This is a genomic window from Pseudomonas sp. H1_A03 (genome assembly GCF_054685145.1).
Genome location: NZ_CP162829.1, coordinates 5,826,332 through 5,839,435, shown reverse-complemented (window position 1 = coordinate 5,839,435; position 13,104 = coordinate 5,826,332). Strand labels below are relative to the sequence as shown.

Sequence of the window (13,104 nt, the reverse complement as noted above, 5' to 3'; positions counted from 1 at the left end):
GGGCTTGCGGCTTTTTTACGCTGGTCAAACTCAAGGTCGATGGCTATAACTTAAGGTCCAGCCAAAGTGACACCCCCGCACGCTGGCGCTGTGAGTGTTGCCTATGTCGCTGCAAGCTGTTCGCCCGAAAATCCTAGGCTTTATCAATGAGCAGGCGTCGGCTTGGCTGGTGGCATTGGTGGTGTTACTGGCGGGATTTGCCTTGACGGCCATTGTTGCCTGGGCAGCCTCCGACCTCTATCAGCAGCAACTGCGCCAGCGCTTTCAATTGCTGGTTAATGAACGCTATACCCGCCTGCAGGAACGTTTCGAAGACCAGGAGCAGCGGCTGAACAGCCTGCGGCGTTTCTTTGTCAATTCCGATGATGTGTCCCACGAAGAATTCGACGGTTTTGCCCAGCCCTTGTTGTTGCGCACCCTCGCATACTCCTGGGCGCCCCGGGTGTATCGCGAACAACGCAGCCAGTTTGAGCAAAACGTGTCCGAGCGGGGAGGCGTGCCCTTTGTTATCCGTGAGTTGAATTCGGCGGGTGAGCTGGCCCCTGCGACCGAGCGCGATGAATACGTGCCAATGTTGTACAGCCAGACCCAAAACCCGATGGGTGCACCACTCGGCTTTGATCTGCTGGCCCAGCCCCTGCGGCGTTCAGCCCTTGAGCGTGCGCAAAAGACCGGCAAGCTGGCGGTGTCCCAGCCCATGCAATGGGTGGGCGTAGAACCGGCCTATGCCACTGGAGTGTTACTGGTCGCGCCGGTGAGCCACTTGCCCATCTCCGGACAATCCCAGAACGAGCCCTACGGCTATGTGATGGCGGTGATCAGCATTCGCCAGCTGGTGGCCGACGGTTTGCCCAAGCCTGACCGGGATAACCTGATGATGCAGATAGTCGACACCTCCGACCTGCACATGCGCGTGCTTTTCGAGTCCGGCACGTTCGGGGCCAGCAAAAACGACCTTGTCGGCACGCGCCGCCTGACGCTGGGCGATCACGTCTACGCCCTGAACCTGCGTCCGAGCCAGGTATTCGAACAGGCCAACCACTCTTCGTTGTCCGCGATTCTGACCATGGGGGGCCTGCTCAGCCTGTTGCTCAGTGCCTTGCTCTATGTACTGGTGAGCCAACGCCAACGCGCGTTGAAACTGGTGGAGCAACGTACCGTGCAACTGCGTATGCGCGAGCAGGAGTTACGCGCGGCTCATGGCCAGTTGCGCAGCGTGCTCAATGCGGCCACGCAGGTCGCAATCATTGCCACCGACCTGCGCGGCGTCATCAACACCTTCAACGCCGGTGCGGAGCAGATGCTGGGGTTCGAGGCCGAGCAAGTGGTGGGCACACACACCCTGGAAAGCCTGCACCTGGCGGTGGAACTGGAGGCGCGTTCCGCCACTTTGAGTGTGGCCTTGGGCAAGCGTATTCCCGCGAGCCAGGCGATGTTGGTGGAAAGCCCGGACAACCTGCACGAAGCCCGCGAATGGACCTTGGTCCGCGAAGACGGCAGCCAGTTGACCGTAAACATGCTGGCCACCGTGCTGCTGGACGACCATGGTTTGTGGATCGGCCACCTGGCGATTTACCTGGACATTACCGAGCAAAAGCGTGCCTACGAGGCATTGGCGGCGCGGGACCGCCTGCTCAAGAAACTCAGCGCCCATGTCCCCGGCGGCATCTTCCAGTTCACCCTGGAGCCCCAGAACAACTGGAAATTCATCTACGCCAGTGATGGCATGCGCGACATCTATGAAATCGAGCCCGGCGTATTGCAGCAAGACGCGAAGAGGGTCTTTGAGCGTATCCATCCGCAGGATGTGGAACGGGTGCGCGCATCGATCCGCTTGTCCGCGTTGCAGTTGAGCCATTGGCGCGAAGAGTACCGGGTGCAGTTGCCACAACGCGGCCTGCGCTGGATTCGTGGGGAGGCCACCCCGGAAGAGTTACCGGGAGGCGGCACGCTGTGGCATGGCTATGTGTCGGATATTTCCGACTTGAAGCGGGTGGAAGAGGAGCTACGCGCGCTTTCCATCACTGACTCCCTGACCGGGATTCATAACCGCCGCTATTTTCAGGATCGCCTGAGGGCCGAGATGGTGAAGCTCAACCGCACCTCGGGGGCACTGTCGGTGATCATGCTGGATATCGATCACTTCAAGCGCATCAACGACAGGCATGGGCATGCCGTCGGCGATGGGGTATTGCAGGAGTTGTGCAAACGCATCAGCCAGCGCCTGCGCCGCACTGATGTGTTCTGTCGCCTGGGAGGCGAGGAATTCATGGTGCTGTGCCCCCATACCGATGGCGAGCAGGCCTACAGCCTGGCCATAGAGTTGTGGAAGTCACTGCGCAGCGCACCGATGGAGCCGGTCGGCACTGTCACCGCCAGCTTTGGCGTGGCCAGCTGGCGGGTGGATGAAGGTGTCGACGGGTTGCTGCTGCGCGCCGACTCAGCGGTGTACGTGGCCAAGCAGGCGGGCCGCGACCGCGTCGAGGCGGAACGGCTTCGGGCTTGATTAACAGGGTCTTCTAGGCAAAACACTATCAATGTGGGAGCTGTTGCTATTTAGAGGACAGGTGCAGCCGCTGCCAATTTAGGTTGGCGATACAGGTCCAGCAACACCTGGTCCAGCACCGACGAAGCGCCCCATGGCTTCGGATCGTTGAGAATCGCCACCACCGCCCAGGTATTGCCGTTGTTGTCGCGGCTGAACCCGGCGATGGCGCGCACGGTGTTCAAGGTGCCGGTCTTGACGTGGGCTTCGCCGCGCATGGCAGTGGTCTTCAGGCGCTTGCGCATGGTGCCGTCGGTGCCGGCAATTGGCATCGAGCTGATGTATTCCGCCGCGTAAGGGCTTTTCCACGCCGCTTGCAGCATGGCTGCCATCTCGCGGGCGCTGACGCGTTCAGCACGGGAAAGGCCGGAGCCGTTCTCCATCACCAAGTGCGGCGCGGTGATGCCTTTCTTCGCCAGCCACTGGCGCACTACGCGTTGCGCCGCCTTGGCATCGTCGCCATCGGCATCGTTGCGAAACTGTGCACCCAGGCTCAGGAACAACTGCTGGGCCATGGTGTTGTTACTGTATTTGTTGATGTCGCGGATGATTTCCGCCAGGTCCGGCGAGAACGCCCGGGCCAGCACTTTGGCATCCTTGGGCACGGGCGCCTGGATATCCCGGCCCTGGATAGTGCCGCCCAATTCCTTCCAGATCGCCCGTACGGCGCCGGCGGTGTAGGTGGCGTGGTCCAGCAGCGACAGATAGGTCTGCGAACTGCAGCCTTCGGCCAATTGGCCGCTGACCGTTACTGTCACGCTGCCATCGGCGGCGGTGACTGGGTTGTAGCGCACATCGCCGGTGCATTGCTTGGCGTTGGAGACCTTGACCTGGTTGTCGATGCGGATGCTGGCAATCGGCGGCTCGACCGACACCAGTACCCGGCCGGAATCATTGCGAGTCACAAAACGCAGCGCCTTCAGGTTGACCAGCAGCGCGTCTGGTTTGACCAGGAACGGCTTGTTCTCGTCATTGCCATCGTCATTGAACTCGGGCAATTGCGGTTGGATAAAGAAGCCACGGTCCAGCACCAAGTCACCGGTGACTTGCTGCACGCCGTTGGCGCGCAGGTCGCGCATCAGCAGCCAGAGTTTTTCCATGTTCAGCTTGGGGTCGCCGCCGCCCTTGAGGTACAGGTTGCCGTGCAACACACCACCGCTGAGGGTGCCGTCGGTGTAGAACTCGGTTTTCCACTGGTGGTTGGGGCCGAGCATTTCCAAGGCCGCGTAAGTGGTGACCAGTTTCATGGTGGACGCTGGGTTCACCGAGACGTCGGCATTGAATACGGTAGGCGTGCCCGGGCCGTTCAAAGGGATCATTACCAGGGACAACGCATTGTTTTGCAGTTTGGCTTTTGAAAGGGCCTGCTGAACATTCGGCGGCAGGGTGTTGTTGACGGGGGCAGCGGTGGCCGAAAAGGCCAGTGGCAGAATAAGACCGGCGAAAAACACTGAACGCAAAGATTTGATCATAAGAAGTAAAACCCTACTGCTGAGGAGGGTGAAAAAGGCGAGGGGTAAATAAGAAAAATCCCTCAATGGTCATGAAAGTGTCGGCATTATGCCCCAAGGTAGGCTCACTTGTAGCTGAACGATAGCGGGTATTCAGCGTTTTTTTTGCCGGCATTGTGCCGCCTGTCCCAGAGAGTCGGGCAATCGTCGCCTTAAACTGCTAAAGTGCCGCCCGTTATTACTTATGAGGATTGTTCCAATGGCGACTAACCGTTCCCAGCGTCTGCGCAAAAAACTGTGCGTTGATGAATTTCAAGAGCTGGGTTTCGAACTGAACCTGGACTTCAAAGAAGGCCTGAGTGAAGAAGCTACCGATGCTTTCCTCGAAGCATTCATCAAAGAAGCCATGGAAGCCAATGGTCTGGGCTATGTCGGCGGCGATGACTTCGGTCTGGTTTGCCTGCAGAAGCGTGGCTCCGTCAACGAAGAACAGCGCGTAGCTGTTGAAAGCTGGCTCAAAGGCCGCAGCGAACTGAAAAGCGCTGAAGTCAGCCCGTTGCTGGACGTGTGGTATCCGGAAAAGCCGATCAACGCGGCTAAGTGATACTAAAAAAAACGGCGACCTCAGGGTCGCCGTTTTTTTATGCCTTGCGCCAGTTCAGAATCAGCAGCGTCAACACCCCCGCCACAATTCCCCAGAACGCCGAACCGATGGAAAATAGCGTCAAGCCAGACGCGGTAACCATAAAGGTGATCAGCGCCGCTTCCCGTTCCTTCGGCTCATTCATGGCGATACTCAAGCCATTGATGATCGAGCCAAACAACGCCAGGGCTGCAATCGACAGCACCAGTTCCTTGGGCAAGGCTGCGAACAAGGCCGCCAAGGTCGCGCCGAACACTCCCGCGATTCCGTAGAACACCCCGCACCACACCGCCGCGGTGTAGCGCTTGTTACGATCCTCATGGGCATGTGGCCCGGTGCAGATGGCCGCGCTGATCGCTGCCAGGTTGATGCCGTGGGAGCCGAACGGCGCCAGCACCAGGGACGCCAGGCCGGTGGCGGTGATCAGGGGCGAGGCGGGCACGGTGTAACCGTCGGCCCTGAGTACCGCGACGCCGGGCATGTTCTGTGAGGTCATCGCGACCACGAACAGTGGAATGCCGATGCTGATGGTCGCCGCCAGCGAGAAGTGCGGCGTGGTCCACACCGGCGTTGCTACTTCCAGGTGAAACCCGCTGAAATCCAGGAGCCCCATCAACCCCGACAATCCCGTGCCGATCACCAGCGCGGCCAGCACCGCGTAACGCGGCGACAGGCGTTTGATGATCAAGTAAGTGAAGAACATCCCCAGCACCAGCCCGGTACGATGCTGCGCGGCAACGAAGATCTCGCTGCCGATCTTGAACAGAATACCCGCCAGCAGGGCGGCCGCGAGTGACGCCGGAATACGCCTGACCAGTTTTTCAAAGCTGCCGGTCAGCCCGCAAATCGTCACCAGCACGGCGCAGGTGATGTAGGCGCCGATGGCCTCGCCATAGCTGACGCCGCCAAGGCTGGTGATCAGCAGCGCCGCGCCTGGCGTCGACCAGGCAATGGTGATGGGCGTGCGATAACGCAAGGACAGGCCGATGCTGCACACCGCCATGCCGATGGAAATCGCCCAGATCCATGAAGAAATCTGCGCCGTGGTCAAGCCGGCGGCTTGCCCGGCCTGGAACATCAGCACCAGGGAGCTGGTGTAGCCGGTCATCATGGCGATGAAGCCGGCGACGACGGCCGACGCAGACGTGTCGGCCAGCGGGCGCAAAGGCGCTTGGGTGGCGTCGTTCATGAAGAGGCGTTCCTTTTACCTGGGTTTTTGCCGTTGGCGGCACGGATTCAAGCCTAAACTCAAACGTAACGACTCATTGCAATACAGCCGACGGCGCAAACAGCCGTACAGTGTGTTGGCGCATCCGGTTGTGTACAATGTGCCCTGTTTTTAGGTGATACTTGCCAGCGACCCGCTGTTGACGTATTACCGTTAATTCGCCGCCGTTCTCCAAACCCGAGTGCCCATGAACGAACAGTTGCAACCTCTCAAGAAAACACCGCGAGCCGGCAAGGCCGGTCGCAGCGGAACCCAGGACGATATCGTCTACGCGCATATCTTCGAGGCGATCCTCGAACAACGCCTGGCACCCGGTACTAAATTGAGTGAAGAGGCACTGGGCGAAATCTTCGGCGTCAGCCGCACCATCATTCGCCGCGCCCTGTCGCGCCTGGCCCATGAAGGCGTGGTGCTGCTGCGGCCCAATCGCGGTGCGGTGGTGGCCAGCCCGAGCGTCGAGGAAGCGCGCCAGGTGTTCCTCGCGCGACGTCTGGTGGAGCGGGCGATCACTGAATTGGCGGTGCAACACGCCACCGCCGAACAACTGGCCGAGCTGCGCCAGATGGTCAACGACGAACGCGACAGCTTCTCTCGTGGCGACCGCGGTGCGGGTATCCGCCTCTCCGGCGAGTTCCACCTCAAGCTGGCCGAAGCGGCGAAGAACGCGCCGCTGATCAGCTTCCAGCGCAGCCTGGTGTCACAGACCTCATTGATCATCGCCCAGTACGAAAGCGGCAACCGCTCGCACTGTTCCTATGATGAACACACCCAGCTGATCGATGCGATCGAAGCGCGGGATGCGGCGTTGGCGGTGAATTTGATGATGCACCACATGGACCATATCGACAGCAAGCTCAACCTCGATGAGGAAAGCGCGTCGGATGATTTGCACGCGGTGTTTTCGCATTTGTTGCAGACCAAGAAGCCAGGGCGCTCTTCGGTCAAACTGTAATTTCCCAGGCTCACCCGGAATTAAAAATGTGGGAGCGGGTTTGCTCCCACATTTGGTTTTGTGTGGTGACTAATATTAGCGCTGGTGCACCAATTGCCCCGCCGCATACGTCTGCATCACCGTTCGATCATCCCCCAGTGTCATCAACACAAACAACGTCTCGGCAATGTTATTCGCCTGCTTCAAGCGATAGCTCAGTAACGGCGTAGCGTTGTAGTCCAACACCAAAAAGTCCGCATCCGTCCCCGGCTGCAACGTGCCGATCTTGTCTTCCAACCGCAGCGCCCGCGCACCGCCCAGGGTCGCCAGGTACAGCGATTTGAACGGGCTCAACCGCGCGCCCTGCAACTGCATGACCTTGTAGGCTTCGTTCAAGGTTTGCAGCAACGAGAAACTGGTGCCGCCGCCCACGTCCGTGCCCAGGCCTACATTTAACTTGTGCTTCTCGGCCATCGGCAGGTTGAACAAACCGCTGCCGAGGAACAAGTTCGAGGTCGGGCAAAACGCGACGGCCGAGCCCGTTTCAGCCAGTCGCGCGCATTCGTCATCGCACAGGTGCACGCCATGGGCAAACACCGAGCGCTCGCCCAGCAATTGGTAGTGGTCGTACACGTCCAGGTAGCCATTGCGCTCCGGGAAGAGTGCCTTCACCCACTCAACTTCCTGTTTGTTCTCACTGATATGGGTCTGCATGTACAGGTCCGGGTATTCGCCCAGCAGTTGCCCGGCCAACGCCAATTGCTCCGGCGTGCTGGTCGGCGCAAAGCGCGGCGTGACCGCATAGTGCAGGCGGCCCTTGCCGTGCCAGCGCTCGATCAGCGCCTTGCTCTCCTGGTAGCCGGATTCGGCGGTATCGGTCAGGTAGTCCGGCGCGTTGCGGTCCATCATCACCTTGCCGGCGATCATGCGCAGGTCGAGCTTTTCAGCCGCTTCAAAAAACGCATTCACTGACTGCGGATGCACGCTGCCAAACACCAGCGCGGTGGTGGTGCCGTTGCGCAGCAATTCCTTGATGAAGATATCCGCGACTTCCTCGGCGTGAGCCTTGTCGGCGAACTGGCTTTCGCACGGGAACGTGTAGGTGTTCAGCCAATCCAGCAATTGCTCCCCATACGCGCCGACCATGCCGGTTTGCGGCAGGTGGATATGGGTGTCGATCAGGCCGGGCGTGATCAGCGCGTCCTGGTAGTGGGTGATATCGATATCGGCGGGCAACGTCGGCAGTAAATCGCCGGCATGGCCGACCGCGCTGATCCGGCCGTTTTCGATCACCAGCAGGCCGTCTTCGAAATACTCGTAGGACGCTTCGATCCCCACTTCAGCGGGGTCGGCGATGCTGTGCAGAATGGCGGCACGGTAGGCTTTGCGAGTCAAAGGCATGATCGTCTCAATTCAAAGGGCTTGGCTGCGACGCGAAGCCGGCAGCAGTTTGGCAATGGGTTCGGCGCTGGCGGTGTGCTGGCCGAAATTCGCGTTATAGGTGGCGATGATTTCGCCGGCGATGGAAATGGCGATCTCCACCGGCAATTTGCCCTTCACCTCGGTGAGGCCCATGGGGCAGCGCATGCGTTGCAGCTGCGCGGCGTCGAAGCCGCGATCACGCAGGCGATGTTCGAATTTGACCCGTTTGGTCTTTGAGCCAATCAGGCCGAAATAGGCAAAGTCATTGCGTTTGAGCAGGGCGGCGGTCAGTTCCAGGTCCAGTGCGTGATTGTGAGTCATCACGATGCAGTAACTGCCTGCCGGCAAGTCGGCGATTTCGTCGACCGGCTCTTCGCTGACGATTTTACGCACGCCTTGCGGGATATGTTCCGGAAACTCCTGGTCGCGCGAATCGATCCAACGCACCCGGCACGGCAGGCTCGCCAGCAACGGCACCAATGCGCGCCCAACATGCCCGGCGCCAAACACCGCGATCTGCGCCTGCACTTGGCCCATGGGTTCGAACAGCAGCACGGTCACGCCGCCACAGCACTGGCCCAGGCTCGCGCCGAGGCTGAAGCGTTCCAGGTGGGTGTTCTGCTGGCCACGTACGAGCATGTCGCGGGCGATCTGCATGGCTTTGTATTCCAAGTGCCCGCCGCCGATGGTGTCGAAGGTCTGCGCGGCGCTGATTACCATCTTTGAACCGGCGTTGCGCGGCGTGGAGCCGAGCTCTTCGATGATGGTCACCAGGACGCAGGGTTCGCCCTGGTTTTGCAGGTCGGCGAGGGCGCTGATCCAGTTGTTCATAGTCACCTCCAGTGGTGTCTGTGAGACCGCTATCGCAGGCAAGCCAGCTCCCACAGTTGATCGGGTTCACAGATCAACATGTGGGAGCCGGGCTTGCCCGCGATGGCAGCGCCTCGGTCTAGAGCGAAGCCATCTCGGTTTCAGTCTCAATGGCTTTCGCCGCCTGCAACTGCCGCATCTGCTCACACCCCCACAACACCCGTTCCGGCGTCGCCGGTGCGTCAATCTTCGGCTGATGGCGATAATCACCCAGGCTCGCCACCGCGTCCTTGATCGCGCACCACGAAGCAATCCCGAGCATGAACGGCGGCTCGCCCACGGCCTTGGAATGGAACACCGTGTCTTCCGGGTTCTTGCGGTTTTCCACCAGCTTGACGCGCAGGTCCAGCGGCATGTCCGCGACGGCTGGGATCTTGTAGCTGGCAGGGCCGTTGGTCATCAGCTTGCCCTTGTTGTTCCACACCAGCTCTTCCATGGTCAGCCAGCCCATGCCCTGGATAAAGCCGCCTTCGACCTGGCCGATGTCGATGGCCGGGTTCAGCGAGGCGCCGACGTCGTGGAGGATGTCGGTGCGCAGCATCTTGTATTCGCCGGTCAGGGTGTCGACGATCACTTCGCAACAGGCCGCGCCGAACGCGAAGTAGTAGAACGGCCGACCGCGTGACTGGCTGCGGTCGTAGAAGATTTTCGGGGTCTTGTAGAAGCCGGTGCTCGACAGCGAAACCTGGGCGAAATACGCCTGCTGGATCAACGCCTCAAAGGTCAGGATCTGGTCGCGTACGCGCACATGGCCGTTGTGGAACTCCACATCTGCCTCGCTCACGTCGTACTTGCGCGCGGCAAACTCCACCAGGCGCTGCTTGATGGTTTCGGCGGCGTTCTGCGCGGCCTTACCGTTCAGGTCAGCACCGCTGGAGGCGGCGGTCGGCGAGGTGTTGGGCACTTTGTCAGTGTTGGTGGCGGTGATCTGTACGCGGTCGATCTCCACCTGGAACACCTCGGCCACCACCTGCGCGACCTTGGTGTTCAAACCCTGGCCCATCTCGGTGCCGCCGTGGTTCAGGTGGATGCTGCCGTCGGTATAGATGTGGATCAGTGCACCCGCCTGGTTGAGAAAGCTGGCGGTAAACGAAATGCCGAACTTCACAGGCGTCAGAGCCAGGCCTTTTTTCAGGATCGGGCTGTTGGCGTTGTACAGGCGAATCGCTTCGCGGCGCTCGGCGTATTGGCTGCTGGCTTCAAGCTCGGCGGTCATCTCTTCGAGCATGTTGTGCTCGACGGTCTGGTAGTAGTGGGTGACGTTGCGCTCGGTCTTGCCGTAGTAGTTGGCCTTGCGCACCGCCAGCGGGTCGAGCGCCAAATGGCGGGCGATGGCGTCCATCACTTCCTCGATGGCGACCATGCCTTGCGGGCCGCCGAAGCCACGGTAGGCGGTGTTGGACGCAGTGTTGGTCTTGCAGCGATGGCCGTTCACCGTGGCATCGCCGAGGTAATACGCGTTGTCGGAGTGGAACATTGCACGGTCGACAATCGAGTTGGACAGGTCCGGCGAACAGCCGCAGTTACCCGCCAGCTCCAGGTTGATGCCGTGCAGGCGACCGCTGTCGTCGAAGCCGACGTCGTATTCGATATAGAAGGGGTGGCGCTTGCCGGTCATCAGCATGTCTTCCACACGCGGCAGGCGCATCTTGGTCGGCTGGCCAGTGAGGCGTGCAACCACCGCGCACAAGCACGCCGGGCTTGCGGCCTGGGTTTCCTTGCCGCCGAAACCACCGCCCATGCGGCGCATATCCACGACGATCTTGTTCATCGACACGTCGAGTACTTCGGCCACCAGTTTCTGCACTTCGGTGGGGTTTTGCGTAGAGCAATAGACGATCATGCCGCCGTCTTCGGTGGGCATCACCGACGAGATCTGGGTTTCCAGGTAGAAGTGTTCCTGGCCGCCGATATGAAGAGTGCCCTGGATACGGTTTTTGGCCGTGGCCAATGCGCCGACTGAATCACCGCGCTGGTGGGTGTGGCTGTCGAGCACGAAGTGTTTTTTGCGAAACGCCTCGACCACATCCAGCACCGGTTCCAGGTCTTCGTATTCGATCACCGCCGCCATCGCTGCTTTGCGTGCGGTGTCCAGGTCGCGGGCAGCCACAGCGAGTACAACCTGGCCGACGTACTGCACCGTATCAATCGCCAGCAACGGATCGCCGGGCATCAGCGGGCCGATGTCTTTCAGGCCCGGCACGTCTTCATGGGTGATAACAATGCGCACGCCTTCAAAGGCATAGCAGGGTGCGGTGTCGATGCTGATGATCCGCGCGTGGGCACGGTCGGACATGCGCGCATACAGGTGCAATTGGTTGGGGAATTCAAGGCGGTCATCGATGTATTGCGCTTCACCGCTGACGTGCTTGGCGGCGCTGTCATGCTTGACGCTGCGGCCCACGCCAGAGGTGAGGTCCTGGGCGAACAGCTCGGCAAGTTCGGCTTGGGTTTTAACGACGGCGTGATGGTTAGACATAAGCGGTCACCCGAGTCTCGATGTGCGGCGTTTGCAGTTCGATGAAGTATTTGCGCAGCAGGTTCTGCGCGCTGAGCAGGCGATATTCCTTGCTGGCGCGGAAGTCTGACAGCGGCGTGAAATCCTCGGCCAGGGCGGCGCAGGCTTGTTCGACGGTGGTCGAGTTCCAGGTGGCGCCGAGCAATACCGTCTCGCAGTTTTTTGCGCGTTTTGGCGTAGCAGCCATGCCGCCGAAGGCGACGCGGGCGTTGCTGATCACACCGTTTTCAATCTTCAAGTTGAACGCGGCGCACACGGCGGAAATGTCATCGTCCAGGCGCTTGGAAACCTTGTAGGCGCGGAACAGCGCGTGGTCCTTCGGCACGATGATTTTCTCGATGAACTCGCTGTCCTGGCGCGCGGTGACGCGGTAATCGATGAAGTAATCTTCAAGCGCCAGGGTGCGGCGGGTTTCGCCCTTGCACAGCACGATCTGCGCGCCGAGGGCGATCAGCAGCGGTGGCGAATCACCAATCGGCGACGCATTGCCGATATTGCCGCCCAGGGTGCCCTGGTTGCGGATTTGCAGAGAGGCGAAGCGATGCAGCAGTTCGCCAAAGTCCGGGTATTCAGCGTTCAACGCGGCGTAGCAATCGGAGAGGGCGGTGGCCGCGCCGATTTCCAGGCGGTCGTCGAACTCTTCGATGCGCTTCATTTCTTCAATGTTGCCGACGTAGATCATCACCGGCAGCGTGCGGTGGAACTGGGTGACTTCCAGCGCCAGGTCGGTGCCGCCGGCCAGCAAGCGCGCTTGGGGATAAGCATCGTAGAGGTCGGCCAGATCGGCAACGGTCAACGGCACCAGGCAACGTTTGTCGCCGCTGTTGAGTTCACCGGTTTGTGTCGGCGCAATGGCTTTGAGGCGGGCGATGGTGTCGGCCTGGCGGCTGTCGAACTGATCCTGGGGTTTGTTGCAGCAAGCCTGTTCGGCGGCCGCGAGAATCGGGCGATAACCGGTGCAGCGGCACAGGTTGCCGGCCAGGGCTTCATGGGCTTTCTGGCTGTCGGGGGCGTCGCTGTTCTTTTGCAGGGCAAACAATGACATCACAAAACCGGGGGTGCAAAAGCCGCATTGTGAACCGTGGCACTCGACCATGGCCTGTTGCACGCTGTGCAGTTGGCCTTGGTGCTTGAGGTCTTCGACGCTGATCAGTTGTTTGCCGTGCAGGGACGAGACAAAGGTCAGGCAGGAGTTGAGGCTGCGATAACGGATCTGCTCGGCGCCTTGATCGTCCGTGTGCAGTTCGCCGACCACCACGGTGCAGGCACCGCAATCGCCGCTGGCGCAGCCTTCCTTGGTGCCGGATTTGCCCACATGCTCGCGCAGATAGTTGAGAACAGTCAGGTTGGGGTCCAGGGCGTGCTCGCTACGGAGTTCCTGGTTAAGTAAAAACTGGATCACGGAAGGCCTCGCAGACTCATTATTGTTGTTAACCGCTTTGCGCCGAATCTAGTCATGTCTGACTTTTCGGTCAATTGTTTTCTGACCTAAGGGT

General features: G+C 60.3%; 9 protein-coding genes. 3 read left to right on the top strand and 6 right to left on the bottom strand.

Annotated features, from left to right (window positions below; genetic code table 11):
- Positions 1–103 precede the first annotated feature (103 nt).
- Complete coding sequence (locus AB4O35_RS26960; RefSeq protein ID WP_065946240.1) at positions 104–2,506, top strand: sensor domain-containing diguanylate cyclase; 2,403 nt, start codon at positions 104–106, stop codon at positions 2,504–2,506.
- A gap of 50 nt (positions 2,507–2,556) precedes the next feature.
- Here the strand turns inward: AB4O35_RS26960 and dacB are convergent, their stop codons facing one another.
- Complete coding sequence (gene dacB, locus AB4O35_RS26955) at positions 2,557–4,017, bottom strand: D-alanyl-D-alanine carboxypeptidase/D-alanyl-D-alanine endopeptidase (protein WP_065873876.1); 1,461 nt, start codon at positions 4,015–4,017, stop codon at positions 2,557–2,559.
- Between the two features lie 238 nt (positions 4,018–4,255).
- Here dacB and AB4O35_RS26950 point away from each other — a divergent pair, with 238 nt between their 5' ends.
- Complete coding sequence (locus AB4O35_RS26950; protein ID WP_065873875.1) at positions 4,256–4,600, top strand: YggL family protein; 345 nt, start codon at positions 4,256–4,258, stop codon at positions 4,598–4,600.
- A 37-nt stretch (positions 4,601–4,637) separates the two neighbouring features.
- Here AB4O35_RS26950 and AB4O35_RS26945 read toward each other — a convergent pair whose 3' ends face one another.
- A complete protein-coding gene (locus tag AB4O35_RS26945) occupies positions 4,638–5,828 on the bottom strand; it encodes a benzoate/H(+) symporter BenE family transporter (protein ID WP_065873874.1) in 1,191 nt (396 codons plus the stop codon).
- Positions 5,829–6,054: 226 nt separating this feature from the next.
- Between AB4O35_RS26945 and AB4O35_RS26940 the strand changes: the two genes are divergently transcribed.
- Positions 6,055–6,819: a GntR family transcriptional regulator gene (locus AB4O35_RS26940; protein ID WP_049712013.1), complete on the top strand. Its 765-nt coding sequence runs from the start codon at positions 6,055–6,057 to the stop codon at positions 6,817–6,819.
- Positions 6,820–6,894: 75 nt separating this feature from the next.
- Here the strand turns inward: AB4O35_RS26940 and guaD are convergent, their stop codons facing one another.
- The 4 genes from guaD to xdhA all read right to left on the bottom strand — a co-directional run bounded on the left by guaD (position 6,895) and on the right by xdhA (position 13,010).
- Positions 6,895–8,199, bottom strand: coding sequence for a guanine deaminase (gene guaD, locus AB4O35_RS26935; protein WP_065873873.1), 1,305 nt, complete (start codon positions 8,197–8,199; stop codon positions 6,895–6,897).
- 12 nt (positions 8,200–8,211) lie between these two features.
- Positions 8,212–9,051, bottom strand: a complete 840-nt coding sequence (gene xdhC / locus AB4O35_RS26930) for a xanthine dehydrogenase accessory protein XdhC (protein ID WP_049712015.1) — start codon at positions 9,049–9,051, stop codon at positions 8,212–8,214.
- Positions 9,052–9,169: 118 nt separating this feature from the next.
- Positions 9,170–11,569, bottom strand: coding sequence for a xanthine dehydrogenase molybdopterin binding subunit (gene xdhB, locus AB4O35_RS26925; RefSeq protein ID WP_065946239.1), 2,400 nt, complete (start codon positions 11,567–11,569; stop codon positions 9,170–9,172).
- The gene (gene xdhA / locus AB4O35_RS26920) at positions 11,562–13,010 is read right to left on the bottom strand and encodes a xanthine dehydrogenase small subunit (RefSeq protein WP_065881255.1); all 1,449 of its coding nucleotides are present in this window, start codon (positions 13,008–13,010) and stop codon (positions 11,562–11,564) included. Before xdhA ends, xdhB begins: the two co-directional genes overlap by 8 nt.
- Between the last annotated feature and the right edge of the window lie 94 nt (positions 13,011–13,104).

Bases quoted from the DNA above. Each gene is read 5' to 3' on its own strand.
- AB4O35_RS26960 (WP_065946240.1), top strand. From the start codon at position 104: ATGTCGCTGCAAGCTGTTCGCCCGAAAATCCTAGGCTTTATCAATGAG.
- dacB (WP_065873876.1), bottom strand. From the start codon at position 4,017: ATGATCAAATCTTTGCGTTCAGTGTTTTTCGCCGGTCTTATTCTGCCA.
- AB4O35_RS26950 (WP_065873875.1), top strand. From the start codon at position 4,256: ATGGCGACTAACCGTTCCCAGCGTCTGCGCAAAAAACTGTGCGTTGAT.
- AB4O35_RS26945 (WP_065873874.1), bottom strand. From the start codon at position 5,828: ATGAACGACGCCACCCAAGCGCCTTTGCGCCCGCTGGCCGACACGTCT.
- AB4O35_RS26940 (WP_049712013.1), top strand. From the start codon at position 6,055: ATGAACGAACAGTTGCAACCTCTCAAGAAAACACCGCGAGCCGGCAAG.
- guaD (WP_065873873.1), bottom strand. From the start codon at position 8,199: ATGCCTTTGACTCGCAAAGCCTACCGTGCCGCCATTCTGCACAGCATC.
- xdhC (WP_049712015.1), bottom strand. From the start codon at position 9,051: ATGAACAACTGGATCAGCGCCCTCGCCGACCTGCAAAACCAGGGCGAA.
- xdhB (WP_065946239.1), bottom strand. From the start codon at position 11,569: ATGTCTAACCATCACGCCGTCGTTAAAACCCAAGCCGAACTTGCCGAG.